The 21,820-nt window shown below is 44.4% G+C and carries 18 protein-coding genes and 2 pseudogenes; 8 read left to right on the top strand and 12 right to left on the bottom strand.

What is annotated here, in order from left to right:
- Window positions 1–268 precede the first annotated feature (268 nt).
- Window positions 269–508, top strand: coding sequence for a hypothetical protein (locus AB4623_RS23105; protein ID WP_017063799.1), 240 nt, complete (start codon window positions 269–271; stop codon window positions 506–508).
- Window positions 509–651: 143 nt separating this feature from the next.
- Here the strand turns inward: AB4623_RS23105 and AB4623_RS23100 are convergent, their stop codons facing one another.
- From AB4623_RS23100 to AB4623_RS23075, 6 genes are all read right to left on the bottom strand, one after another.
- On the bottom strand, window positions 652–2,193 hold the full coding sequence (locus AB4623_RS23100; protein WP_017063800.1) for a sodium:alanine symporter family protein: 1,542 nt from the start codon (window positions 2,191–2,193) through the stop codon (window positions 652–654).
- A 568-nt stretch (window positions 2,194–2,761) separates the two neighbouring features.
- Window positions 2,762–3,934 carry an ABC transporter permease gene (locus AB4623_RS23095; protein WP_102333374.1) on the bottom strand — a complete coding sequence of 391 codons (1,173 nt, stop codon included), beginning with the start codon at window positions 3,932–3,934 and terminating at the stop codon, window positions 2,762–2,764.
- The gene (locus tag AB4623_RS23090) at window positions 3,931–5,232 is read right to left on the bottom strand and encodes an ABC transporter permease (protein WP_065583586.1); all 1,302 of its coding nucleotides are present in this window, start codon (window positions 5,230–5,232) and stop codon (window positions 3,931–3,933) included. The genes AB4623_RS23095 and AB4623_RS23090 overlap by 4 nt, the downstream gene beginning before the upstream one ends.
- 7 nt (window positions 5,233–5,239) lie before the next feature.
- A complete protein-coding gene (locus AB4623_RS23085; RefSeq protein WP_019820704.1) occupies window positions 5,240–6,214 on the bottom strand; it encodes an HlyD family secretion protein in 975 nt (324 codons plus the stop codon).
- 3 nt (window positions 6,215–6,217) lie between these two features.
- The gene (locus AB4623_RS23080) at window positions 6,218–7,657 is read right to left on the bottom strand and encodes a TolC family protein (protein WP_017063805.1); all 1,440 of its coding nucleotides are present in this window, start codon (window positions 7,655–7,657) and stop codon (window positions 6,218–6,220) included.
- Window positions 7,658–7,872: 215 nt separating this feature from the next.
- Window positions 7,873–8,100 (bottom strand): hypothetical protein, encoded by a 228-nt coding sequence (locus AB4623_RS23075; RefSeq protein ID WP_009846577.1) that lies wholly within the window; start codon window positions 8,098–8,100, stop codon window positions 7,873–7,875.
- 618 nt (window positions 8,101–8,718) lie between these two features.
- On the opposite strand from AB4623_RS23075, the gene AB4623_RS23070 reads away from it, so the two are divergent.
- The 5 genes from AB4623_RS23070 to gnd all read left to right on the top strand — a co-directional run bounded on the left by AB4623_RS23070 (window position 8,719) and on the right by gnd (window position 15,240).
- Window positions 8,719–10,371 carry a sensor histidine kinase gene (locus tag AB4623_RS23070; protein WP_032546322.1) on the top strand — a complete coding sequence of 551 codons (1,653 nt, stop codon included), beginning with the start codon at window positions 8,719–8,721 and terminating at the stop codon, window positions 10,369–10,371.
- Window positions 10,372–10,440: 69 nt separating this feature from the next.
- Window positions 10,441–11,136 (top strand): response regulator, encoded by a 696-nt coding sequence (locus AB4623_RS23065; protein ID WP_017059715.1) that lies wholly within the window; start codon window positions 10,441–10,443, stop codon window positions 11,134–11,136.
- Window positions 11,137–11,546: 410 nt separating this feature from the next.
- Window positions 11,547–13,049, top strand: coding sequence for a glucose-6-phosphate dehydrogenase (gene zwf / locus AB4623_RS23060; protein ID WP_372099301.1), 1,503 nt, complete (start codon window positions 11,547–11,549; stop codon window positions 13,047–13,049).
- A complete protein-coding gene (pgl, locus tag AB4623_RS23055; protein ID WP_102428963.1) occupies window positions 13,046–13,762 on the top strand; it encodes a 6-phosphogluconolactonase in 717 nt (238 codons plus the stop codon). Before zwf ends, pgl begins: the two co-directional genes overlap by 4 nt.
- A 29-nt stretch (window positions 13,763–13,791) precedes the next feature.
- Complete coding sequence (gnd, locus tag AB4623_RS23050) at window positions 13,792–15,240, top strand: decarboxylating NADP(+)-dependent phosphogluconate dehydrogenase (protein WP_017059712.1); 1,449 nt, start codon at window positions 13,792–13,794, stop codon at window positions 15,238–15,240.
- Window positions 15,241–15,378: 138 nt separating this feature from the next.
- Here gnd and AB4623_RS23045 read toward each other — a convergent pair.
- Window positions 15,379–15,585 (bottom strand): annotated as a pseudogene (locus tag AB4623_RS23045) (metal-dependent phosphohydrolase); the annotation flags it as partial.
- A gap of 239 nt (window positions 15,586–15,824) precedes the next feature.
- Between AB4623_RS23045 and AB4623_RS23040 the strand changes: the two are divergent.
- The gene (locus AB4623_RS23040) at window positions 15,825–16,238 is read left to right on the top strand and encodes a VF530 family DNA-binding protein (protein ID WP_010438513.1); all 414 of its coding nucleotides are present in this window, start codon (window positions 15,825–15,827) and stop codon (window positions 16,236–16,238) included.
- A gap of 132 nt (window positions 16,239–16,370) precedes the next feature.
- Here AB4623_RS23040 and AB4623_RS23035 read toward each other — a convergent pair whose 3' ends face one another.
- The 5 genes from AB4623_RS23035 to AB4623_RS23015 form a co-directional block, all read right to left on the bottom strand.
- Window positions 16,371–16,562 carry a hypothetical protein gene (locus tag AB4623_RS23035; RefSeq protein ID WP_102333370.1) on the bottom strand — a complete coding sequence of 64 codons (192 nt, stop codon included), beginning with the start codon at window positions 16,560–16,562 and terminating at the stop codon, window positions 16,371–16,373.
- A 226-nt stretch (window positions 16,563–16,788) separates the two neighbouring features.
- Window positions 16,789–17,547 carry a sulfite exporter TauE/SafE family protein gene (locus AB4623_RS23030; RefSeq protein ID WP_102333369.1) on the bottom strand — a complete coding sequence of 253 codons (759 nt, stop codon included), beginning with the start codon at window positions 17,545–17,547 and terminating at the stop codon, window positions 16,789–16,791.
- A gap of 192 nt (window positions 17,548–17,739) precedes the next feature.
- Window positions 17,740–19,260, bottom strand: a complete 1,521-nt coding sequence (locus AB4623_RS23025; RefSeq protein WP_372099287.1) for a tripartite tricarboxylate transporter permease — start codon at window positions 19,258–19,260, stop codon at window positions 17,740–17,742.
- A 10-nt stretch (window positions 19,261–19,270) separates the two neighbouring features.
- Window positions 19,271–19,771 (bottom strand): tripartite tricarboxylate transporter TctB family protein, encoded by a 501-nt coding sequence (locus tag AB4623_RS23020; protein WP_372099286.1) that lies wholly within the window; start codon window positions 19,769–19,771, stop codon window positions 19,271–19,273.
- A 245-nt stretch (window positions 19,772–20,016) separates the two neighbouring features.
- Complete coding sequence (locus AB4623_RS23015) at window positions 20,017–20,988, bottom strand: tripartite tricarboxylate transporter substrate binding protein (protein WP_372099284.1); 972 nt, start codon at window positions 20,986–20,988, stop codon at window positions 20,017–20,019.
- A gap of 497 nt (window positions 20,989–21,485) precedes the next feature.
- Here AB4623_RS23015 and AB4623_RS23010 point away from each other — a divergent pair.
- A pseudogene (locus AB4623_RS23010) lies at window positions 21,486–21,820 on the top strand (phosphohydrolase); the annotation flags it as partial.

Here is a 21,820-nt window from a genome sequence, read left to right as displayed (position 1 = left end):
CATCACACACGTGATGTGGGCGTTTTGCGTTTGTCGAGAGCATAGATCCGGTGCTTTCTCATTATTGATTATTTGCGTGTTTTCATTGTTTGCTTAGATATTTGTGAATAGTTACGTATATCCACAATGATATGTTACTTGTTGTCTATTAAATGACTTTGCATACATATTTTCAGCTCAGAGTCGCTGCATAATAGTGTTGTTCAGGATGAACACGCAGTCGATTGCTAGCTCGCATTTGGCTGCTTTGACGACAAGGGATGGAGTGATGCCAGAGTATCTTTGTGAGAACTGCACCATAGCTTATTGTTTCGATGATTGTCGCTCGCCATTAGCGCAAAAAGAGATGATCAAAGTAGAAGAGTTGGTTCGTCGTGTCGATGTTGAACACGATGTTGAACACGATGATGAACAGAGTGAAAAGGGTGAAAAGAGTGAGCAGGGCATTGAAGGTAGTTATTCGCCTAATCGTTCAGACATAAAAAATCCCCACAAGCCAAGCTGGTAGGGATTTTGGATAAGTTGCAGTCCTGTTCTCGCTTTCTCAAGCAAAGGGTCTTACAAAAATTTTTAGAACAGTTTCGTTTTTAGAGCTGTGTCGTTTCTTAGAATGCAGTTAGCTACTAGAGCAAAACCTCATTCCACTAAACGTTATTTCTCATACGTTTTGATTTCGCCTGATTTCACACGAGCAACAAACGATTGCAGTTCTTTCTTCACAACTGGCATCAAGAAGTACAGACCAAGAATGTTGAAGATAGACATCGCAAAGATAGCCGCATCAGAGAAGTCGATTACCGCACCAAATTGAATCGTGGCACCAATAACAACAAACACACAGAACATCACTTTGAAAATCAGTTCCGTTGTTTTACCTTCACCAAATAGGTAAGTCCAAGCCTTAAGACCGTAGTACGACCAAGAGATCATGGTAGAAAACGCAAACATAATTACCGCGAGAGCGAGTGTGTATTTGAATACTTCTGCCGTTTCAGTAAACGATGCAGCAGTCAGCGTTACGCCCGTTAAACCAGAACCATCGAATGGACCTACGTTTAAGCCAGCAATAGTGATAACCAATGCGGTCATTGTACAAATGATTACCGTATCAACGAACGGTTCTAATAGTGATACTAGACCTTCGGTGATTGGTTCTTTTGTTTTAACCGCTGAGTGAGCGATAGCTGCTGAACCTACACCTGCTTCGTTCGAGAACGTTGCACGTTTCAAGCCTTGAATTAACGCACCAATAAATCCACCAACAACACCTTCACCAGTAAATGCACCTGTAAAGATTGCGCTGAACGCAGGGCCGACTTGATCAAGGTTAGAACCGATAACAATCAGAGCCATACCGATATACAGAGCAGCCATCCAAGGAACAACTTTTTCCGTTACCGATGCGATAGAAGGCATACCACCAACAATCACAGAGAAAACTAAAGAAGCAAGTACAAGGCCAGTGATCACACCGTATTCACTTGGTACATCAAATGCGTAAGTTAACATGGCGTGTGCTTGGTTAGCTTGGAACATGTTACCGCCGCCCAATGCGCCCAAAATACACATTAATGCGAAACCAATAGCGAGCACTTTACCTAGTCCGCCTAAACCTCTTTCACCCAGACCTTGGCTTAGGTAGTACATTGGACCACCCGAAACAACACCTGAAGGTAGGATAGTTCGGTATTTCACACCTAAGGTACACTCACAGAACTTAGAAGCCATACCCAGAAGGCCACACAAGATCATCCAGAATGTCGCGCCAGGGCCACCAATCGCAAGTGCAGCACCCACACCGGCAATGTTACCAAGCCCGACGGTTCCAGAAAGGGCAGTAGCTAAAGCTTGAAAATGGGAAACTTCGCCGTCTTCTATTGAGTTAGGGTCTGTGTACTTGCCTCTAATGATATCTACAGCCATACCGACTCGCTTAAATTGAACGAAGCCAAAGTAAACAGTAAAGATCAACGCAGCGAGTAATAACCAGCCAACAATAATAGGGAAGTTGGCTTCGCCAACCGGTACACTTTTAAATATGAGTCCAACGAACCATCCTGTGTAGTCGTTGAAAAACCCATCAACACTTTGACTTAAGTTGCTGATAGCTTGGTTAAATGATCCTTCTTCTGCAAATGCACTGGAACTAAACAATAATATAAACCCAAAAAATAATTCACGTATGTTTTTCATGGTTTTCCCTGTCTTTTTAATAAATTATGTTTGTTGCTGTTGTGTTTGTTTTCTATTTGATTTGTATATCTCAGTGGTTTATCTACTTCATTCGACGGCAACATAAACGGCTGTAGCTAGGTCGAAAAACGAAATAAATATAAGTACTGATCTTGCTTTGTATGGATATCCTTTTGGTATGTGCACCAATAAGACTATGGTATTCGGGCCACCAAGTCCTACTGATAATCCTATACATAAAAATAATGCCAACAAAGAAATTTTTACAATAAATTTACAATTGTTCGGGTTTTGTCATCATTTGGGAATAAGTCGGTGCTTTGTAGGCTGAGAAAAGTATATGCAGTAGTTGTTTTAGGGACGGGTGAAGGAGAATTCAGAGTGATGGGCTGTAGGGGCATAGGGGGGACATAGAGGGAACGTAGGAGAGTTCGAGTATTCGATATGTTTTCGAGGTGTTTAAACATACGAAGGCTAAAGGTGTGTTCGGATCTGAGGATATTAAAAGCCCTTTATCAGAGCTTTTTGATGAGCGGGAAGCATGAATACTTTCCGCTAGCACATAAAACTAAACGGTTCGATGACTATTGCTATTGCCAACTGTGCTTTTGCTGGATTTGTGGTAGAGCTTAAGTGCCAATAACGAACCCCACAATAAAACCTGTCCCCATAGTAATGTCCATTGAGACGCCACTTCTTGCCAAGATGCACCCATCTGATTAAGTGCTAAGAAGCCTTGGATAGCCGGTGTGCTTGGGAATAGCTGTGATAACAGAACTAACCATTCAGGCATCATTTCAACTGGCCAGATAAAACCTGAAGAGAAGATCAGTGGCATTGAACTGATTAACACTACTACCGTGACGAGTTCTCTTCGTGGTACTAACTCACCAATCAAAATCCCTATCAAACAACTGGCCAGTAAGAAGGGCAGAAGTAAGGTTAAGATCTGTGTTGTTGAGGCGAGCTGGTTTATCCCATACATCGAAAAGCTAGCGCCGAAATAGTACATCGACAACAAGTAATAAATGCCGACTAAGGTACAACAGCGAGCAAGCATCAGTTTCGCTGGAGAGGTCTTACTCCAGTAGCCAAATGTCGATTGAGCGTTTTGGGTTGCACCCACTAAACCAGAAGCCATGGCTAAGGTTTGTTGCAGGATCAAAACAAAGACGGCTGGAACCACGTAATCGATGTATCCCATGTGACTATTAAACGTTGGTTTCAGGTTCAAGCTGAATGCACTGTAACCTTTGGCTGCCGATTCTAAAGGCACACCTTCGACTAACAAATGGCTGACCTTAACTTGCGCAGCTAACGTACCACCGGCCTTGGCAAGCCCTTCAACAATGGTTCCGTAGACCAAGAAGTAAGAAGCATCACCAGCGTAAGAAAGTGTCGGGCTCTTACCGAGCAGCAAGTCTTTATAGAAGTTTTCTGGAATGACGAGGAACCCACCAATCTCTTGGTTAAGTACGGCTTGTTTCGCATCGGCGATGGTGGAGTCTCGACGAACCAATTCGATTTGAGAGGTGGCATCCACCATACGCTCTAATTGATAGCTGCTTTGACTCTTATCCAAGTTCACAACCGAAGCTTTCAGTTGTTGAGGAACTTGGTTCGCGTAAGGCAATGGATACAAGAAGGAATAGAAGACCACACCACCAAATACCGTAAGAAGCACGACAGGGTTGCGCAATACCGCTAAGAGTTCTTGCTTGAGCAGTTGAGTAAAGCTCATCGTTTTACTCCTTGTTGTGCTGATGCTTCTGGCTGTGTTGACGGCGTTGTTTTTGCAGATATAGCTGCTTTTGTAGATGGATCTGCTTGTGCAGTTAGAGTTGATTGCGCCAAGTGTTTCTTAATTAGCAACATTACCACGAAAGCAGGAACTGCATACCACAACATAGAAGAGAGGCTGATCAAAGACTGTGCTGCGCTCACACCATAACTAGACTGCGCCGTTTGTACTTCGATGTAATGACTCACGGGCAATAAGCTTCTCCAAATTTGAGCAGCTGTATTCATGTCTGTTACTGGAAAGGTAATACCCATGAACGCAAAGCTTGGTGCCGTAAATGCGCCAGCGAAACTCATCGCCCTTGCTGGATCAAGTGTTAAGAAGAAAAACAAACACCCCATGATGATACAACTGATCACGGTTAGCAGTTGGGCAATAGTCAATGCCACAAAGCTGCCGTTAAATGGCCAGTCTAAGAGCACATAGAACCAAAAACTAAACGCGATACCAAACATCAAAAACAAGACAAGGTAGGGCGTTAATGTTGATGCGAGTGACTTCATAGGGGCGTTGGATAACCAAGCGTGAAGCCCACGAGCTCTAACGTTCGCCGTCAAAACCAATATCGTGCCCACCACAATCATGATCTGCCACAGTGCAGGAATAACCGCAGACACCAAGAACTGTGCATAACTGGTGTTCTTGTTGAACAGCGGCGTGATCTGGCTTTGTACCGTTACTGCTTGGCCTAATGCGGATTGCACCGTGGTATCACCGTGTGACAGCTGTTTCACGACTTCAAGTTGCGCGTTAAAAGTCCCTTGAGCCTGCAGCAAGGCAGAGTTCACCAGCTTACCGATTAAGATAAATTGGCTGTTATAGAATACAGACACTTGCGGATTCAAGCCGAGCAGAAGGTCTCGGTCGAAGTGCCTTGGTATCACAACATAACCATAGATATCACGTTCGATCATCGCTTTCGCCGCATCACTCGCAGAGCTGTATTTCTGAGTGACTTGCAGCGTTGGTGACGCATCAACAAGGCGTGTGAACTGTTGCGAGATTTGACTGTGCTCAAGGTCGACAACTGCGACCGGTAAGTCACGAGCGATCCCTTGTGAAAAAATCAGCCAGATACTGGCAGCAAGCAGCAAAGGAATCCAAGTTAGGCAAGACAACAACCATTTGTCTTTGCGGACAATCGCCCACTGCCGAAGCAAGGTATTCTTCGCTCTATGATGCTCAGTTGATTGCGAGCCTCTAGATTGCGATCCAGTATATTGAGAGTTAGCAGACATAAGTCACCTAAAGCTCAACCACTAGGCTCATGCCCATACGCAGTGTTTCGCTCGTATCGACAGGGTGCGCTTCTACTTCAAAAGTACGTAAATCGAAGCCTTGTGCTGCGTCTGTTGAGCGCCAAGTTGCGAAATCACCCATTACGGCGATGTGAGTTACTTGGAAAGTTAATGATTTATCCAGAGCCGGTAGGTACGCCTCAAACTGGCTGCCTTTCTCGAAATGCTTAAGCATGTCTTCACGAACATTGAGCACAGCCCAAGCATCCTTGGTGTCGATAACAGTCACAACAGGGAAGCCTTGTGGTGCAAGTTCTCCACTGCTCAATAGAACCTGAGAGACTTCGCCATTAAACCAGCTGTGGATCTGTGTGTCTTTTGCGTAAGCTTCAACTTCCGCTACCGCACCCGCTGCCATTAACGCTTTTTGAGCGGCGGCCACTTTGGTTTCGTCACGCGCACCTTCTTGCGCTAATTGATACATTTGGAATGCAGCGCTTTCGGTGTACTTCGCCGCTTGCCACTGTGTTTTGGCTTCATCACGCTTCTGCTCGGCAACCACACCATCGTTGTAAAGGTTGTTTACACGTTGGTAGGTTTTGTCCATCAGATCGGCAGCTGCTTTGGCTTTCAACCATTGGTCTTTAGCCGCTTGGATCTGTTGAGTACGCGCGCCATTCTCTGCTTCTTGTGCTAATGCACCAGCGGCTTTCTGACCAGCTTTTGCTTGCTCTAGCTTCGCATCAATCTCAGGGCTTAGTAGAGAGAAGATCAATTCGCCTTTTTCAACCGAATCGCCTTTGCGCACGAATATTTCATCAATTCTGCCAGGTACTTTCGATGAGATGCTGTATTGCTGCGCATCGATTTGACCTTGAAGCTTAACCGGCTGAGGTTGATAAGCTTGATAGAAACTGTATCCGACCCAGCCAATAACGCCGATACCAACTAAAGATAGAAGAAGGGGCTTAATAGGTTTCATGAATTATCCTTTTGACTGGCTAACGGTGTCTGTTTTTGAGTCGAAATCAGACGGAACAGAGGAGGTTAAGTAACTGGAGTAAGCATTCATTTCGCTGGTTAGCGCTAACAGCTTGTTGAGAGAGATTAGGTATTTGAAGCGAGCAGCAGATTGCTGGGTTTTAATGCTCGCAAGATAAAGCTCGGCATCAACCACTTCTAATGAGTTAGATAACCCTTGTGTGAAGGCTTTTTTACGAAGTAATAGGTTTTCCTGAGCTAAAGACAAGCTCGAGTTTAGGCCTTGAACCTCTTCAATGGCTTGGTTTGCTTCAAGGTAAGTCTTTTGTACCAACACGGTTAAGTCTTGCTTAGCTTGTGACTTAAGGAATTGAACCTGTGATACGGCACTGTGAGCCGCAGCGACTTTGTCGGAACGGCCAGAGGTATCAAGCAGTGGCACATTCACACCAATGCCAACCAACCAATCGGGTTTCATTTCACTGGCTAGAGAGTCATCTTCATACAGGCTGTAATCACCATAAAGGTAAACCTCTGGGTAGTATTTACCTTTCTCGGCTTTAATTAAGCTGCTTGCTTGTTTCTCTTTTGCATCAAGAATCTTAAGGCCGGGGTAGGTCATGAGTGTCTGGTCAATGAACACGTCCATATGAGGCAGGTTCTTATTGATAAACAGTTGTTCAGAGGGTTCTACACTTTCATTTTGACCAAGGATTTGGGTCAACGCCAATTGCGCAATTTTAAGATCGTTCTGAGCTTTCGTGCGCTCTACAATCGCTTTATCTAAAGAAGCATCGGCTTGTAGGCGTTCTACTCGGGCGATTTGTCCTTGCTGTTCAAGCTTGATGGCGAAATCACGATGCTGAGTTAAGCCTGCTTCAACGGCTTGACGCGTTCTCACCACGTCTTCCGCTAAGATCACCGAGAAGTAATACTTACTTAAGTCTTCGTAGCGAGCTTGTTTCTCCATCAACAGTTGGCTTTGCGCTTCTTCGCTTTTACCTTCAGCCGCATTTTGCGCAGCGGTTATTCGACCACCAGTGAAGATAGGCCACACAGCACGAATGGAAGAGCTAAAGATGTCTTGTTCGGTAATCGTTGAGGTAACGCCACCAACTAGAGGGCGCAAAATCGCGGATATAGCAGGGTTTACTCCACTCAAGCTATCTGAAAACTGTTCACCATTAATCGTCACATCACTATCAAGGTGCGTGTAGTTAGCCCCTAAGGTAATAGAAGGAAGATTGAGGCTACTTGTTGAGTTCTGAAGGTGTTGATAACGTTCAACGTTGGCTTGTTGAGCCGCAAGAGAGTTGTTGTTCTCTTGGAGAATTTGCCACGCTTCAGAAAAAGTGAGCGGAGCTGCATAGCCTGGCGAAGCCATAGTGCCGAGAAGCATACTGGCGATCGCAAGGTATCGGAATTTTGGTTTGGTCATCTGCATTAAATACCAATTAGAGTATTAACTCTAATGTTAACAGGGCGATAGTCATTTGTCTTGAATAGATTGTCTCATATGAATAGAAATTCTCATAACTCGTTAATCAAGTGTAAATAAGATTGAGTGACGTGAATATCAAAGATAAATGAAACTTAAAAAGCACGCATAAGCATGCTCTTTAAGTTCAGTATAGAAGTGTTTTTACAAAATGAAGTGGCTTATTTAAAGCTAGGACAATGGTGATCGGCGCGCCATACCAATTGTCTTGAACCTTGCATTGTTTGTAATAAATCTCTACCTGACATTTGCGGGAATGCTAACAATACCTTGAGATCGAGAGGGGAGGTACCATCTTTCTCATAGGCTCTTACGTGAGTAAAAGTCGATTGTAAGTGTTTGAACAGCATAGTCTTAGTAAGACAAATTCCAAAGTTATCGCGTTTCATTGCCTTGTTTCCTTTTCAACAATGTTTATACGTTATGTTTGTTATCCTGTTTCTATTGGACGTTGCCACTGATCGATACTTCCTGCTCATCAATGTTTTATTATTGGGCGCTGATTTGATCAGGCGCCTCTTGATTGTCATGCTGGCCAGTAGTGTAAATAAGGATGTGTGAATGAGGTTAGATAGATAACCTGTTTGTTCAGCAACCGTAACGGCGAGCGTGCAACTTTTAGTTATAGATACGTCCAGCGAGTGAAGAGTTGTTGCCTTTCTGTTAACCGAAATTCCGGTTTAACGCGCAGTCTTAAAATTGCAACGTATCGCTTGGCAACAATAAACTTCTTCATATGCAACCATTATAATTGTATTTATTTTGAACAACCTAAAAAACACCTAAAAGCTTAGTGATCTAGCTCAATATTTATTCGTTTATTTTGGTTTTTAAGCTAATCCGTTCTAAAAACGAACGATTAATCGAGATAAACAACGTAAAGGATTATCAATTAACAATCTGCTCAATTATTTAGTTGAGTAGCAGTCACAAATTCACGTCCATAGAAAGGTCATGCGATTAACTTGGTGTTAACATTGATCGTCTAACATTAGGGACGGTGGAATATGAAATGGAGCAGTATCAGTTTCCGTAAAAGGTTACTGATTATCATGACGGTCACTGGCCTCGTTGAACTTTTGATTCTTGCAGCGGCTGGTTTTTATTACATCAAACAATCTCAAGAACAAGAGATGGGTTTGAAAGCGTTAGGTGTTGCTGAATTTCTATCTGAATCGCCGCTTGTCACCAGCATTATTCAAGAAAATGGAACGTTGGACCCTAATGGCGTTCCCTACGTTTTGTCTGAAGAAACCCAAGTTAAATTTCGTAACCTTACTCAGCTCATTGGCGCGGCGTTTATCGTTGTTGGAGATGATAAAGGTATCCGCCTGATTCACCCTTATGATGACAGGCTCGGTAAACCCATGCGTGGTGGCGATAACCAAAAAGCATTGGTATTGGGCGAGTCTTATGTGTCGACAGCCAAAGGATCGCTGGGTTTTTCAGTTCGTGGTAAATCCGCGGTAAAAGACACCCAAGGTACCGTTATTGGTGTGGTGTCAGTTGGTTACTTATTGGATTCGTTGCAAGATCGAATCGAACCTTACTTAGCCTTTTTGATTGTGATGGCGTTGCTGGTGGTTGCGGTCAACGCTTTGATTTCGAGTTATGTATCTCGCCGTTTTCAACGCGCTATTTTGGGCTTTGAGCCTGAAGAGATAGGCCGGTTGTATGTTGAGCTAGATGTAACCATGAGTACCGTGAAAGAGGGCATTCTGAGCATCGATAAGCATGGCATTTTACGTTCAATTAATAAGAGTGCCTGCGATATTTTATCGATAGACAGGGATAAAGCACTCAATCAACAGCGCCTTTCTGATGTATTGCCAGGCAGTGATTTAGAACAACTGCTATCAACCGGCGACACCGACCACGATGTTGAGTTGTATTTAAACAATAAGCGAATCATTGCTAACCGAAGCCCGATTATAGTGGCAGGTGAGGTGGTCGGGGCGGTATCGAGTTTCCGATTACGAGATGAAATCAACGATTTAACAGACCAGCTCTCACAAACCAAAGAATATGCTGATCTACTGCGTTCACAAACCCACGAGCATCAAAACAAGCTTAACACCATCAGTGGCTTGATTCAGATGGGCGAGCTGGACTCTGTTCAACAATTGATTGGTCAAGAAACCGCTCATTACCAGAGCTTAATTGAGTTCTTAAGAGAGACGGTGAAAGACCCTCTTATTGCAGGCATGCTTTTAGGCAAAACAGAGCGAGCTCGAGAGATTGGGTTAGAGCTTAAAGTGGAAGAGGGATCAAGGCTTGAAGCTCTGCCTAGCTGGTTAAACGCGGATGACGTTGTCACAATTCTTGGCAACCTGATTGATAACGCCTTTGACGCCACCATGACGGCGATTAAGCAAGAGGGTCAAATTGCGCCAGCGCGTCGGGTTATTGAAGTTTCAATCAGTGATTTTGGTAATGAAATTATCGTAGAAGTAGAAGACAAAGGGTGCGGTTTGCCGAAAGAGTTGGCGACCAAAGCACTCACCGAAAAAGGCGTATCGAGCAAAGCGAAGCAAAATCGTGGTGTGGGTTTGTATCTGATAAAGCAGCTGGCAGACCGATATCAAGGGCAGCTTGAAATGGTCGACAACCAAGATTTTGGCACGCGAATGACGGTTTATTTGCCAAAAGAAGAACAATAATAATTAAGCACGAAGCGATCTTGTGAAGATCATCGTGACGGAAAAAACATGGTTAAAGGAAGAACATAAATGAACGCAATCACGAGAGTCATGGTCATTGAAGATGATATTGCGATTGCAGAGCTACACCATCGTTATTTAGAACAGATGGGTGGCTTTGATGTGGTGGGGATTGCGACCACGCAGTCTGAAGCGTTAATGCAATTAGACATATTAAAGCCTGACTTGGTTTTATTGGATGTGTATCTGCCGGACGGGTGTGGGCTCGATATTCTTAATCACGTAAGAGGGAGCAATCAAGGCTGCGACGTTATCTTGATTACTGCTGCTCGGGATGTCGATACGCTGCAGCAAGCAATGCGTGGTGGGGTGGTCGATTATCTATTGAAACCAGTAATGTTCCCTCGTTTGGAAGCGGCGCTTAAAAAATATCAATCGCAGTTGCAAGAGTTTGAAAGTGTGTCTGATTTGAACCAAGGTTTGGTCGATAAGATGCTGCAAGCCAACGCCAAAGCGGACTCAGGAAAAGTGTCAACATTACCAAAAGGGATTGATGGCGTAACGTTGGATAAGATCAGAGCCATTTTTCAGCAAGCTGATGCCGTTAATATTACCGCCGATGAAGCCGGAGAACGAATTGGTGCTAGCCGAACCACCGCCAGACGCTATTTAGAATTTTTGATTACCACTGGTGAGTTAGTCGCAGACTTAAATTACGGTACCGTAGGTCGCCCGGAGCGCTGCTACAACAAAGCGCAAAGATAAACACGACACCATCAAAATGAATATAAAGCCAGTTGAATAAGCTGGTTTTACCTTTTTCTCCCTTTCCTATTGCTCACTCCACCGACCAGATACCGTTCTTTCTTGACTACACTGTTTGAGAATGCCGATTTGCTTCACCCGTGGGTTAAATGAACGGAACTATCGATTAGAATTTGTTCGAAATGAGTCAATATTTAATCGATTGCTTTCACAGTGGTTGATGTAAATCAAATAGTCATAGACAATACTGTCCCGAATAGAGGTGATAGCTTTCACCCTCGTTTACCAAACGCATTCTCAAATTTAATAGGCGCTTACTATTGATGTAATAGTTAAGACCTATTATCTATTTTCGTATGTCGCTGATACCTTTGGCGAATACTAAAAACCTTGTTTTTATAGGAAAGATGATGGTAATACCTGAAAACAGCAGCATCGTTATTTTTGGTGCGTCGGGAGATCTAACTTACCGCAAGTTAATTCCTGCTCTATACCACCTGTATGCTAGCAATCAACTACCAGAATCCTTTGCGATTCTTGGAGTGAGCCGTACTGAGTACAGCGATGAGTCTTACCGTGAGAAGCTGAAGAAGTCTCTTCAGGAAATGGAAAAAACTGAACCAGAGACGCTGAATGCATTTATTGAACATCTGCATTACCAAGCGATCAATACTTCAGATATAGACGACTATGCTCGTTTAGCACAACGTCTAGACAAGCTTGAGCAAGACTACCAATTCGAAAACCATAACACATTGTTCTACTTGGCAACCCCGCCAAGCCTATACGGTGTGATTCCAGCAAACCTTGCTGCGCATGGCCTTAACGATGAATCGAACGGCTGGCGTCGTCTGATCATCGAAAAACCATTTGGTTACGACTTAGCATCAGCTCAAGCGTTGGATGAAGAGATCCATCATCACTTCCAAGAACACCAGATCTACCGTATCGACCATTACCTTGGTAAAGAGACGGTTCAAAACCTTCTAGTGCTTCGTTTCTCAAACGCGATGTTTGAACCACTGTGGAACCGTAACTTCATTGAATACGTTGAAATCACAGGTGCTGAGTTCCTTGGCGTTGAAGAGCGTGGCGGATACTACGACGGTTCTGGCGCAGTTCGCGACATGTTCCAAAACCACCTGCTGCAAGTGCTAGCGATGGTAGGTATGGAGCCGCCTGCACAAATTAACGCTGATTCTATTCGTGATGAAGTGGTTAAAGTGCTTCAGTGTCTGAAACCATTAGAAGAAGATGATCTGCGTAAAGACTTAGTATTAGGTCAGTACACAGCATCAGATGTTCGTGGTCAGCACCTACTAGGTTACCGTGAAGAGCATGGTGTAGCGGATGATTCTCGTACCGAGACTTACATCGGCTTGAAAGCTCACATCAATAACTGGCGTTGGAATGGTGTTCCTTTCTACGTACGTACAGGTAAACGCTTACCAACACGTGTGACTGAAATCGTGATTCACTTTAAGAACACGCCACACCCAGTATTTGGTCAAGATGCACCAGAGAACAAGCTGATTATCCGCATCCAACCGGATGAAGGTATTCAGATGAGCTTTGGTTTGAAAGAGCCAGGCGCAGGCTTCAAAGCAAAAGAAGTGAAAATGAACTTCTCTTACTCTGACTTGCCTGAAACTCAGATGCTGACGGCTTATGAGCGTCTTCTTCTTGATGCACTGAACGGTGATGCGACTCTGTTTGCACGTACCGATGCGGTAGAAGCATGTTGGAAGTACGTTCAACCAATCTTAGACTTCAAGCAAGATCCTCAAGCGCTGTTTGGCTATGCTTGTGGTACTTGGGGCCCACAGGAAGCGGATGAACTTCTGCAACGTGATGGCCGCGCATGGCGTTTCCCATGCAAAAACTTAACAGACACGGATTACTGCGAACTATGATCAATCACAAGATCTTTGCAACGCCAGAATTGGTCGTTGAAAACCTAGCAAACGAAATGAAAGTGTACAGCGAGCAGGGTAAACCTGTTCACATTTCATTGTCTGGTGGCAGCACGCCAAAAATGCTTTTCAAGCTTTTAGCTCAAGCACCATACGCAGAAGGTATTCAATGGAATAACCTTCACTTTTGGTGGGGCGACGAACGTTGCGTTGCACCAGACGACGCTGAAAGCAACTTCGGTGAAGCGAATACGTTACTTTTCTCAAACGTGAACCTTCCAGCAGAGAACATCCACCGCATCCGTGGTGAAGATGAGCCTAAAGCAGAAGCAGAGCGTTTCGCAAAAGAGATGGCAGACGTAATCCCAACAGAAAACGGCACGCCAGTTTTCGATTGGATTCTGCTGGGTGTTGGCGCAGACGGCCACACAGCTTCACTATTCCCGGGTGCAACCAATTACCAAGATGAGAACCTGTCTGTACTCGCTTCTCATCCGGAGTCTGGTCAAATCCGTGTTTCTAAAACAGCGAAAGTTTTAGAAGCAGCAAAACGAATCAGCTACCTAGTACTAGGTGCAGGTAAAGTTGAGATCGTTAAAGAAATTCATACAACTCCTGCTTCAGAGCTGCCTTACCCGGCAGCGAAAATCCAGTCTAAAACTGGCGAAACAGAGTGGTTCCTAGATTCAAATGCAGCAAGTGCTATCGCATAAGTGCGACTAGCCGCAAGGAGATATAAATAATGAAAGGTGATATCGGTGTAATTGGCCTAGCAGTAATGGGTCAGAACCTTATCCTAAACATGAACGACCACGGCTTCAAAGTTGTGGCTCATAACCGTACTGCTGCTAAAGTAGACGAGTTCCTAGAAGGCCCAGCTAAAGGTACTAACATTGTTGGTGCTTACTCTCTAGAAGAGCTAGTTGAGAAGCTAGAAGCGCCACGTAAAGTGATGCTTATGGTTCGTGCTGGTGACGTTGTAGACACGTTCATCGAAAACCTAATCCCACTTCTAGACGAAGGCGACATCATCATTGATGGTGGTAACACTAACTACCCAGACACTAACCGTCGTGTAGCGCATTGTCGTGAGAAAGGCATCCACTTCATCGGTACTGGTGTATCTGGTGGTGAAGAAGGTGCTCGTTTCGGTCCTTCAATCATGCCAGGTGGTGCGGCTGAAGCTTGGGAAGCGGTTAAGCCAATCTTCCAAGGTATCTCGGCAAAAACTGACGCTGGTGAGCCTTGCTGTGACTGGGTTGGTAACGACGGTGCTGGTCACTTCGTTAAGATGGTACACAACGGCATCGAATACGGTGACATGCAGCTTATCACTGAAGCATACCAGTTCATGAAAGATGGCCTAGGTATGTCTGCTGACGAGATGCAAGCAGTATTCGCTGACTGGAACAAGACTGAGCTAGACAGCTACCTAGTTGAAATCACTGCTGACATCCTTGGCTACAAAGATGAAGACGGTGAAGCGCTAGTTGAGAAGATCCTAGACACTGCAGGCCAAAAAGGTACGGGTAAGTGGACTGGTATCAACGCACTAGACCTAGGTATCCCACTAACACTGATCTCTGAGTCTGTATTCTCTCGTTGCCTGTCTGCTCTTAAAGACCAACGTGTTGAAGCTGAAGCTTTGTTTGAGAAGACAATCACTCCAGTTGAAGGCGACAAGCAAGAGTGGGTTGATGCACTACGTCAAGCTCTACTGGCTTCTAAGATCATCTCTTACGCTCAAGGTTTCATGCTAATGCGTGAAGCGTCGAACGAAAACGGCTGGGACCTAAACTACGGTAACGTAGCGCTAATGTGGCGTGGTGGTTGTATCATCCGTTCTGCATTCCTAGGCAACATACGTGATGCGTACGAAGCAAACCCAGACATCGCGTTCCTAGGTTCTGACGAGTACTTCAAAAACATCCTACAAGGCAGCCTAGTGGCATGGCGTAAAGTAGCAGCGAAATCTCTAGAGTCTGGTATCCCAATGCCATGTACGATTTCTGCGCTATCTTTCCTAGACGGTTACACAACTGCACGTCTACCAGCGAACCTGCTTCAAGCTCAACGTGACTACTTCGGTGCTCACACTTACGAGCGTACTGACCGTCCACGTGGTGAATTCTTCCACACAAACTGGACTGGTACAGGCGGCGATACTGCTTCTACAACTTACGACGTATAATCGTTAGTTAGAATCAGTTAAGAACCTTGTTGTTCTTATTAGCTGTAAACTAGAAAACAAAAGGATGCCAACTGGCATCCTTTTTTGTTGGTTTGCGTATTTTTAGATGGTCACTTCAAACACACAACTAATTATCGCTTAGGCGGTCATGATATGTGGTTGTACATCGTCGTTGTATTGATCTCGAATGGCCATAAAGCTGTCTAGGTTTTGTTTAGGCGCTTCAACCCACTCTGGGTCAAACATTGAACCAGTGTTTGCTTCTATATAGGCCATCACCTCATTCAGTGACCAAGCGTGTTTATAGGCTCTTTTACTCATTAACGCATCGAATACGTCTGCCAGTTAATAGCGTATGCGCTATTGCTTAACTAAAGTGTTGTTAATGATGATCTGGACGTTAAATAACCATTTTAAAATTAATTTCAAAGATAAATAGGATAACGAGTATGCTTTATGCCATCATAAAGGCATAAATAAGGGCAATGGATGTAATGCCCAAGTGATTGAGCTAGAAATGGTCAGTGATGACGGTGTTCTAGAGTAAATTCAAGGCCTTTAGTTGCCTTGAAAAAGGTAATGTTATGACTGAAGAAGAAAGAATCGAACTGCAACAAAATAACCCGCTACACGGCTTAAAGCTTGAAACCATGATCACTGAATTAGTGGATCACTATGGTTGGGAAATTTTAGATGCGGCAATGCGTATGAACTGCTTTAACACTAAGCCTACAGTGGCAAGCGCAGTTAAATACCTGAAGAAAACCGAATGGGCTCGTGAGAAGGTTGAAAACTTCTACCTTTACCGTTTCAAGCGCATGCCTAAAGCATCGGACATCGAATATCAGATGCCTCCGCGTTCACGTACATTCCGCCATGGGCTAGAGCCTCGTGAGCCAATGGAACTAACGGTTGAGTCTATCCACGCTTCTCAAGCTAAAGCTGCGTCTGCATTTAAAGAGCGCCGCGGCGGTAACGGTCGTAACTTCCGTCGTTAATAAGAAGGCGTCGCTAGAAAGAACCGTCGCTAAATAAGGCGTCGGCGATTAGCACGGCTAATTAGATAAGCGAAAAACACAAAAGGAGCCTATGAGCTCCTTTTTTAATTCGTTCGATTAAACCGTAATTGGCTAAGCTTCGCGGTTCTTTCTTTGATTCTTCCAAAGATCGGTGACATAAACGATCGCACTGACCAGTAAGAATAGCGCTGACACAGAAAACAGAGCGGGCATTTTTAAGATCCACGCGAATGTGACAGCAAGAAAAGCGACAAAGCAAATGAGTCGACTTGATGACATGACATGACCGAGTTTAGTGTTCATAACGCCTCCTAATGAAGTCTCACTTTCGACAGGAGAATTATCCTACCTTTGGCAAAATAAAGGCTAAAAAACAGTCTAAATTGTTATCAAATTTGCTAATTGAAGGACTCGTCTCACACATTTTGGCTTGGCTATTTTATAAGCAATAAAATAGCCAAATCGGTATGAGCAGGGTGGAGTCTTTTGGCTTTATCTTTTCAGTTGCAAGTCTTATTAAACCGAACGTCTAATTAGCATAGAAAAAGTAAGCGGTGATCAAAAAGCTCGCGATGATCACTGTGGTTCGAACATAGTGTTGAGGGATGCGGCGAGAGATTTTTGCTGAATAATAACCACCAACCAATGTACCCAATAATACAGCCATGCCAGACGGCCAATCAATCGAACCATTGACGATAAAAAATACGATCGCTGCGAGGGAAGCACACGCGGACACGAGCAGTTTGATGCCATTCATCACGTTGATGTTGGTGTAACCAGCCAGCGCCAAGTAGCTCAATGTCACAATGCCTAAGCCTGCATTAAAATAACCACCATAAACACACACGATCAAAAGCAATACAGCGGAAAAGAACGCCCCTGCGCTGGTGGCGTGCTTATGTTTAGCGGTTACTTTCTTTAGCCATTTGTTGAGAGTGCCACCAAAGGTAAAAAGCAGAGCGGCGAACAGTAATAACCAAGGTACGGATTGGGTAAATAGCGCTTCTGGCGTGTGTAGTAGTAAAAATGCACCAATGCCGCCGCCAATTACGCATAGCCCAACAACGAGCTTGAGTTGTTTGGTACCAGATTGAATTTCGTGGCGCAGTGCGTAAGCACCACTGATGTAACCAGCGCATGAAGCAAAGGTGTTGGTCGCGTTGGCTGCTATTGGTGGAACGCCAGCAAATAACAAAGCAGGGAAAGTGATGAAGCTGCCGCCACCCGCAATGGAGTTAAGCACACCGCCAACCACCCCTGATAAGAATAGAATCAACCAATCCATAGTTTTAGAATCCAATACGTTAACTAACTGGTTACCTTACTTGAATTTGTTATGAATATCAGCGCCATGTGTGTTGTAAAGATAGGTTTGTGAGTTTGCTACCATCTTTAACCGCTGGTTTTAATTGAGGCTTTAAATGAAAAAAGGAGCCAATGGCTCCTTTCGTTGAGGTTTAGTTGATTCGATAAAGCTTTACACTTCTACTGGCTTCGCTCTAAAACTCTTAAATAGTTTCACTAGAATCGGGCTAGACAGCACCAATACCGCCAGAATAGTGAAGGTCATCGTAATAGGGCGTTCCCATAAGAAGTTCAACTCACCATCGCTGATCATCAATGCTCGTCTTAAGTTCTCTTCCATCAAGCCGCCCAATATGAAGCCTAACAGTAATGGTGCCAATGGGAAGTTGGCTAGCCTTAATGCTATCGCAGCCATCGCTACCAGTAGCATCACAAATATGTCCATCGTGTTGAATGACACCAAGTACACGCCAGTGATTGAGAAGAAGATAATCATTGGCAGTAGAACCGTTCTAGGTACCGCTAGCAGTTTAGAAATATAAGGGATTAAAGGCAGGTTCAAGATAACCAGTACGATGTTGCCAAAGTACATAGAGATGATCACTGACCAAAATACATCTGGGTGTTCAACGAACAAGCGAGGACCAGGCTGAATACCGTAGGCAATCAATGCACCAAGCATAATCGCAGTTGTACCAGAGCCCGGAATACCCAGCGTTAGTAGCGGAACGAATGAACCACTTGAAGCGGCGTTGTTTGCTGATTCAGGAGCAACAAGACCACGGATACTGCCTTTACCGAACTCTTTCTGCTTGTCTTTTGGCGCGAGGCTACGCTCCATACCGTAACTTAGGAATGCCGCAATAGTGGCACCCGCGCCCGGTAGAACACCGGTAAAGAAACCGAGAATAGAAGATCGAATTGAAACTGGTGCCACTTCTTTGAACTCTTCTTTGGTGACCTTCATGCTACCAATATCCGACATCTTTTGGCTTTCTTCCGCGCTGGTGTCTTGCTCTGGTTTTAGAATACCCATCAAGGTTTCACCCAGTGCGAATGTTGCCATCGCTAATAATAGGAAGCTAAAGCCATCCATCAGATCCGTAAGGCCAAAAGTGAACCGTTCAACGCCAACACCTTTGTCGATACCTACAGTTGATAGCATCAAACCAAGAATAGTCATCATCCACGCTTTGATTACCTGACCTGGGCCTGCAAACGCCGCTACAGCGGACAAACCTAATAGCATCAACGCAAAGTAGTCTGAAGACTGGAAGCTCAGTGACACGCTTGCTAGAGCCGGTGCGGCAATCAAAAGCATGATTGCTGAAAGCGTACCGCCTGTGAAAGAAGAGTAAGCCGCGAGAGCAAGTGCTTTACCTGCTTGGCCTTTTTGAGCCATCGGGTAGCCGTCAAACGCGGTTACTACCGTTGAAGAACAACCCGGAGCATTGATTAAGATGGATGACGTGGAGCCACCAAATACAGCGCCGTAATACACACCAGCCATCAAGATTAGGCCAGAAGAAGGGTCTAGGCCGTATGTAATAGGGATCATCAACGCGATTGCTGAAATTGGACCTAACCCCGGTAGCATACCGATGAAGGTACCCACGAAACAGCCCACAATTACCATCATGATGTTCATTGGCATCACAGCGGTAGAAAGTCCTTGTAAAATTCCGTCTAACATAATGTTATCCCTACCAAAGAGTGAAGATTAAACCAGGCTCTAGGTAGATATCTAAGCCTTGAGTTAATAAAAGAAAGAACGCGATAACGAAAGGAAACGACGCGCCAAATAAAACAGTTTTGCGGCGCTCACCCAACAGGTAAAAGCCTGCAAGTAAGAAGAAGCTGGTTGCTAAAACAAAGCCAAGATAAGTCAGCCCAACACCGTACAGTGCCATTAACACCAAGAAGCCAATCAGCAGTTTCCAGTTTAGCGGTGTTGTGTCACATGTGACTTTCTTATCCGGTTGTCCTGTTATTAGCAGGATCAACGAAAGGCCAATGCCGATAAACGTTAGCAGGATAGGTAAGGTTCTTGCTGTGAAGGGTTCGTACTCGTCACCGGGGAACAGAGGAATCAGCGTGGTTTGGTAGCCATAGCATAAACATGCAAGCATAAAGAGCATGGCTCCGATGCGATCCTTCGAAAGCAAAGATTCCTTACTCAGAAATTTGGTTGGTAAGTCCGACATATCCAACTCCATTTGGGGTGGTATAAAAAGTAAAAAAGCCGTACATGAGCGAGTCAATGAAATGTCTGGGATCACTAACCAAAGGTAAGCGAATTACGGTACTGGTTTATCAGCCACTTGCGTTTACAACGAATCGGCAAGCGTTAGTAATACGTCTACGAATAAACAAAGGAGTTTGAAGTTAACTCATGCACGGCGAAACAAGGAAAGAGTAAGAGGGCACATAGGCCCTCTATGGTTGTTGGTTATTTCAAGAAACCAAGCTCTCGCATTAGGTCGCCCATCTGTTTTTCTTGATCTTCTAGGAAGGCGTAAAAATCTTTGTCAGCTTTGTAGTTGTCGATCCAACCGTTACGGTCACGAACCACTTGCCACTCATCGGTTTTGTACATTTTGCCAAGCGCTACATTCCACTCGTCGATTTTTGCTTGGCTTATACCCGGTGCCGCAAAGAAACCACGCCAGTTAGCAAATACTGTCTCGTTGCCGTATTCAGTCAGTGTTGGGATGTTAGGCGCAGCGTCAAGACGCTTTGGAGCCGTCACAGCAAGCACTTTTACTTGGCCAGACTTAGACATCTCTAGTACTTCACCAAGGCCCGTTGAAAGCAGCTGTGTTTCGCCAGAAAGCAGTGCCGCCATCGCTTTACCGCCAGCATCGTAGGCAATGTAACGTACTTTCTTCGCATCAAAACCTTCGCCTTTGAACGCTGCCGCTACTACAAGGTGGTCCATGCTGCCACGAGCTGAACCGCCAGCAATCTTCACTTTACGTGGGTTGGTTTCGAACTCTTTAACGACGTCTTCCCAAGTGTCGTACTTAGAATCCGCAGGAGCGACGATTGCGCCGTAATCGGCAATGGTTGCTGCTACCGGAGTTAGGTCACGGAAAGATTGAGGGAAGATACCTGTTAGTGAACGAACAACGATAGGCGTTGAGTTCACCATTAGCGTGTCTTCTTGGCGTTGTGCTGTTTCGATTAGGTGAGCAATCGCTTTACCGCCACCGCCACCAGACAGGTTTTGGAAAGAGACATTTTCTACGATGTCTGATTTCACCAATACATCACCCGTACCACGAGCTGTCATATCCCAACCACCACCAGCGCCGCCAGGGATTAGGAAGTGGATTTTTTCTACGTCAGCAGCAAAAGTGTTGAAAGAAAAGGTTGCTGCGATGATAGAAGCCGCAAGAGTAGGTTTCAGTGCCTTGAACATGGTTCACGTTCCTTATGTAGGGGATCTCTTCAATGGAGAGAAACTTATGTTTTATTTCCAGCTACTAAACAGATGAGTAGGATATTGCTTAGCAGATGAAGCTAAAGTTAACGGTGTGTTAATGAAATGTCTGTAATGCGGCGATATTGAGAATAAAGAACATTGGATTAATATTGTTCATAAAGTTCACGGTAACGTGTTTTTGTCCATTTACTGTTGAATGATATCTGGATTCTAAAATCGTAGTTATTGTCTCAGAATGATTGAATTCATTGACAAAGGTTGGATTTAACTAGCGTTTTCTACTCGAGTGCATTGGTTGTTGGTCTATATTGTTAGATGTGACTACGATAACTATTTCTGCAAAAGAGTCAGGTGTATAGAGGTGTTAGATTTTAGATGTGGAATAGAGTTACTATAGTTGATATGCAACTTAAGCGGTATTGATTGCGCTAGGCTGTTAACTTTGGAGTTGGCGATTATTCAAGGATGAAATAATGGCATTAAAAAAAATTTCGTTACGATTTACTGTTGGAGGAATGTTTTTACTCGCGACATTTCTTACCGCTGTTGTTGCGGTTTCACTGCAATATTACTTCAGTAAAAAAATGGCGACTGAGAATACCCTATCAAAGTTGACGATGGTGTCCCAAGAGCTGAGTAACTATATCGGCGCGGTTGATTCTGACGCAGCCAATACCGCGCGTTTACTTTCTTCAGTGAAACGTTCTATAAGTAACAAAATATCGAAAGAAGAGTCGCGTACTATTCTTTCAGAAGCAATTAAAGATAACCCTCTCTTTTATAGTATTTACATTGGCTCGTCTAATGA

It is taken from the genome of Vibrio sp. 10N.222.52.C12, from assembly GCF_041474215.1.
Classification (GTDB): Bacteria; Pseudomonadota; Gammaproteobacteria; order Enterobacterales; family Vibrionaceae; genus Vibrio; species Vibrio crassostreae_C.
The sequence above is the reverse complement of the archived record's forward strand: the minus strand, read 5'-3'. Positions and strand labels throughout refer to the sequence as shown.

Excerpts from the sequence above, each read along its gene's own strand:
- AB4623_RS23080 (WP_017063805.1), bottom strand. The coding sequence starts at position 7,657 with ATGCAGATGACCAAACCAAAATTCCGATACCTTGCGATCGCCAGTATG.
- AB4623_RS23105 (WP_017063799.1), top strand. The coding sequence starts at position 269 with ATGCCAGAGTATCTTTGTGAGAACTGCACCATAGCTTATTGTTTCGAT.
- AB4623_RS23030 (WP_102333369.1), bottom strand. The coding sequence starts at position 17,547 with ATGGATTGGTTGATTCTATTCTTATCAGGGGTGGTTGGCGGTGTGCTT.
- AB4623_RS23070 (WP_032546322.1), top strand. The coding sequence starts at position 8,719 with ATGAAATGGAGCAGTATCAGTTTCCGTAAAAGGTTACTGATTATCATG.
- AB4623_RS23065 (WP_017059715.1), top strand. The coding sequence starts at position 10,441 with ATGAACGCAATCACGAGAGTCATGGTCATTGAAGATGATATTGCGATT.
- AB4623_RS23015 (WP_372099284.1), bottom strand. The coding sequence starts at position 20,988 with ATGTTCAAGGCACTGAAACCTACTCTTGCGGCTTCTATCATCGCAGCA.
- AB4623_RS23040 (WP_010438513.1), top strand. The coding sequence starts at position 15,825 with ATGACTGAAGAAGAAAGAATCGAACTGCAACAAAATAACCCGCTACAC.
- AB4623_RS23035 (WP_102333370.1), bottom strand. The coding sequence starts at position 16,562 with ATGAACACTAAACTCGGTCATGTCATGTCATCAAGTCGACTCATTTGC.
- AB4623_RS23100 (WP_017063800.1), bottom strand. The coding sequence starts at position 2,193 with ATGAAAAACATACGTGAATTATTTTTTGGGTTTATATTATTGTTTAGT.
- gnd (WP_017059712.1), top strand. The coding sequence starts at position 13,792 with ATGAAAGGTGATATCGGTGTAATTGGCCTAGCAGTAATGGGTCAGAAC.
- AB4623_RS23020 (WP_372099286.1), bottom strand. The coding sequence starts at position 19,771 with ATGTCGGACTTACCAACCAAATTTCTGAGTAAGGAATCTTTGCTTTCG.
- AB4623_RS23075 (WP_009846577.1), bottom strand. The coding sequence starts at position 8,100 with ATGAAACGCGATAACTTTGGAATTTGTCTTACTAAGACTATGCTGTTC.
- AB4623_RS23085 (WP_019820704.1), bottom strand. The coding sequence starts at position 6,214 with ATGAAACCTATTAAGCCCCTTCTTCTATCTTTAGTTGGTATCGGCGTT.
- AB4623_RS23090 (WP_065583586.1), bottom strand. The coding sequence starts at position 5,232 with ATGTCTGCTAACTCTCAATATACTGGATCGCAATCTAGAGGCTCGCAA.
- zwf (WP_372099301.1), top strand. The coding sequence starts at position 11,547 with ATGGTAATACCTGAAAACAGCAGCATCGTTATTTTTGGTGCGTCGGGA.
- AB4623_RS23025 (WP_372099287.1), bottom strand. The coding sequence starts at position 19,260 with ATGTTAGACGGAATTTTACAAGGACTTTCTACCGCTGTGATGCCAATG.
- AB4623_RS23095 (WP_102333374.1), bottom strand. The coding sequence starts at position 3,934 with ATGAGCTTTACTCAACTGCTCAAGCAAGAACTCTTAGCGGTATTGCGC.
- pgl (WP_102428963.1), top strand. The coding sequence starts at position 13,046 with ATGATCAATCACAAGATCTTTGCAACGCCAGAATTGGTCGTTGAAAAC.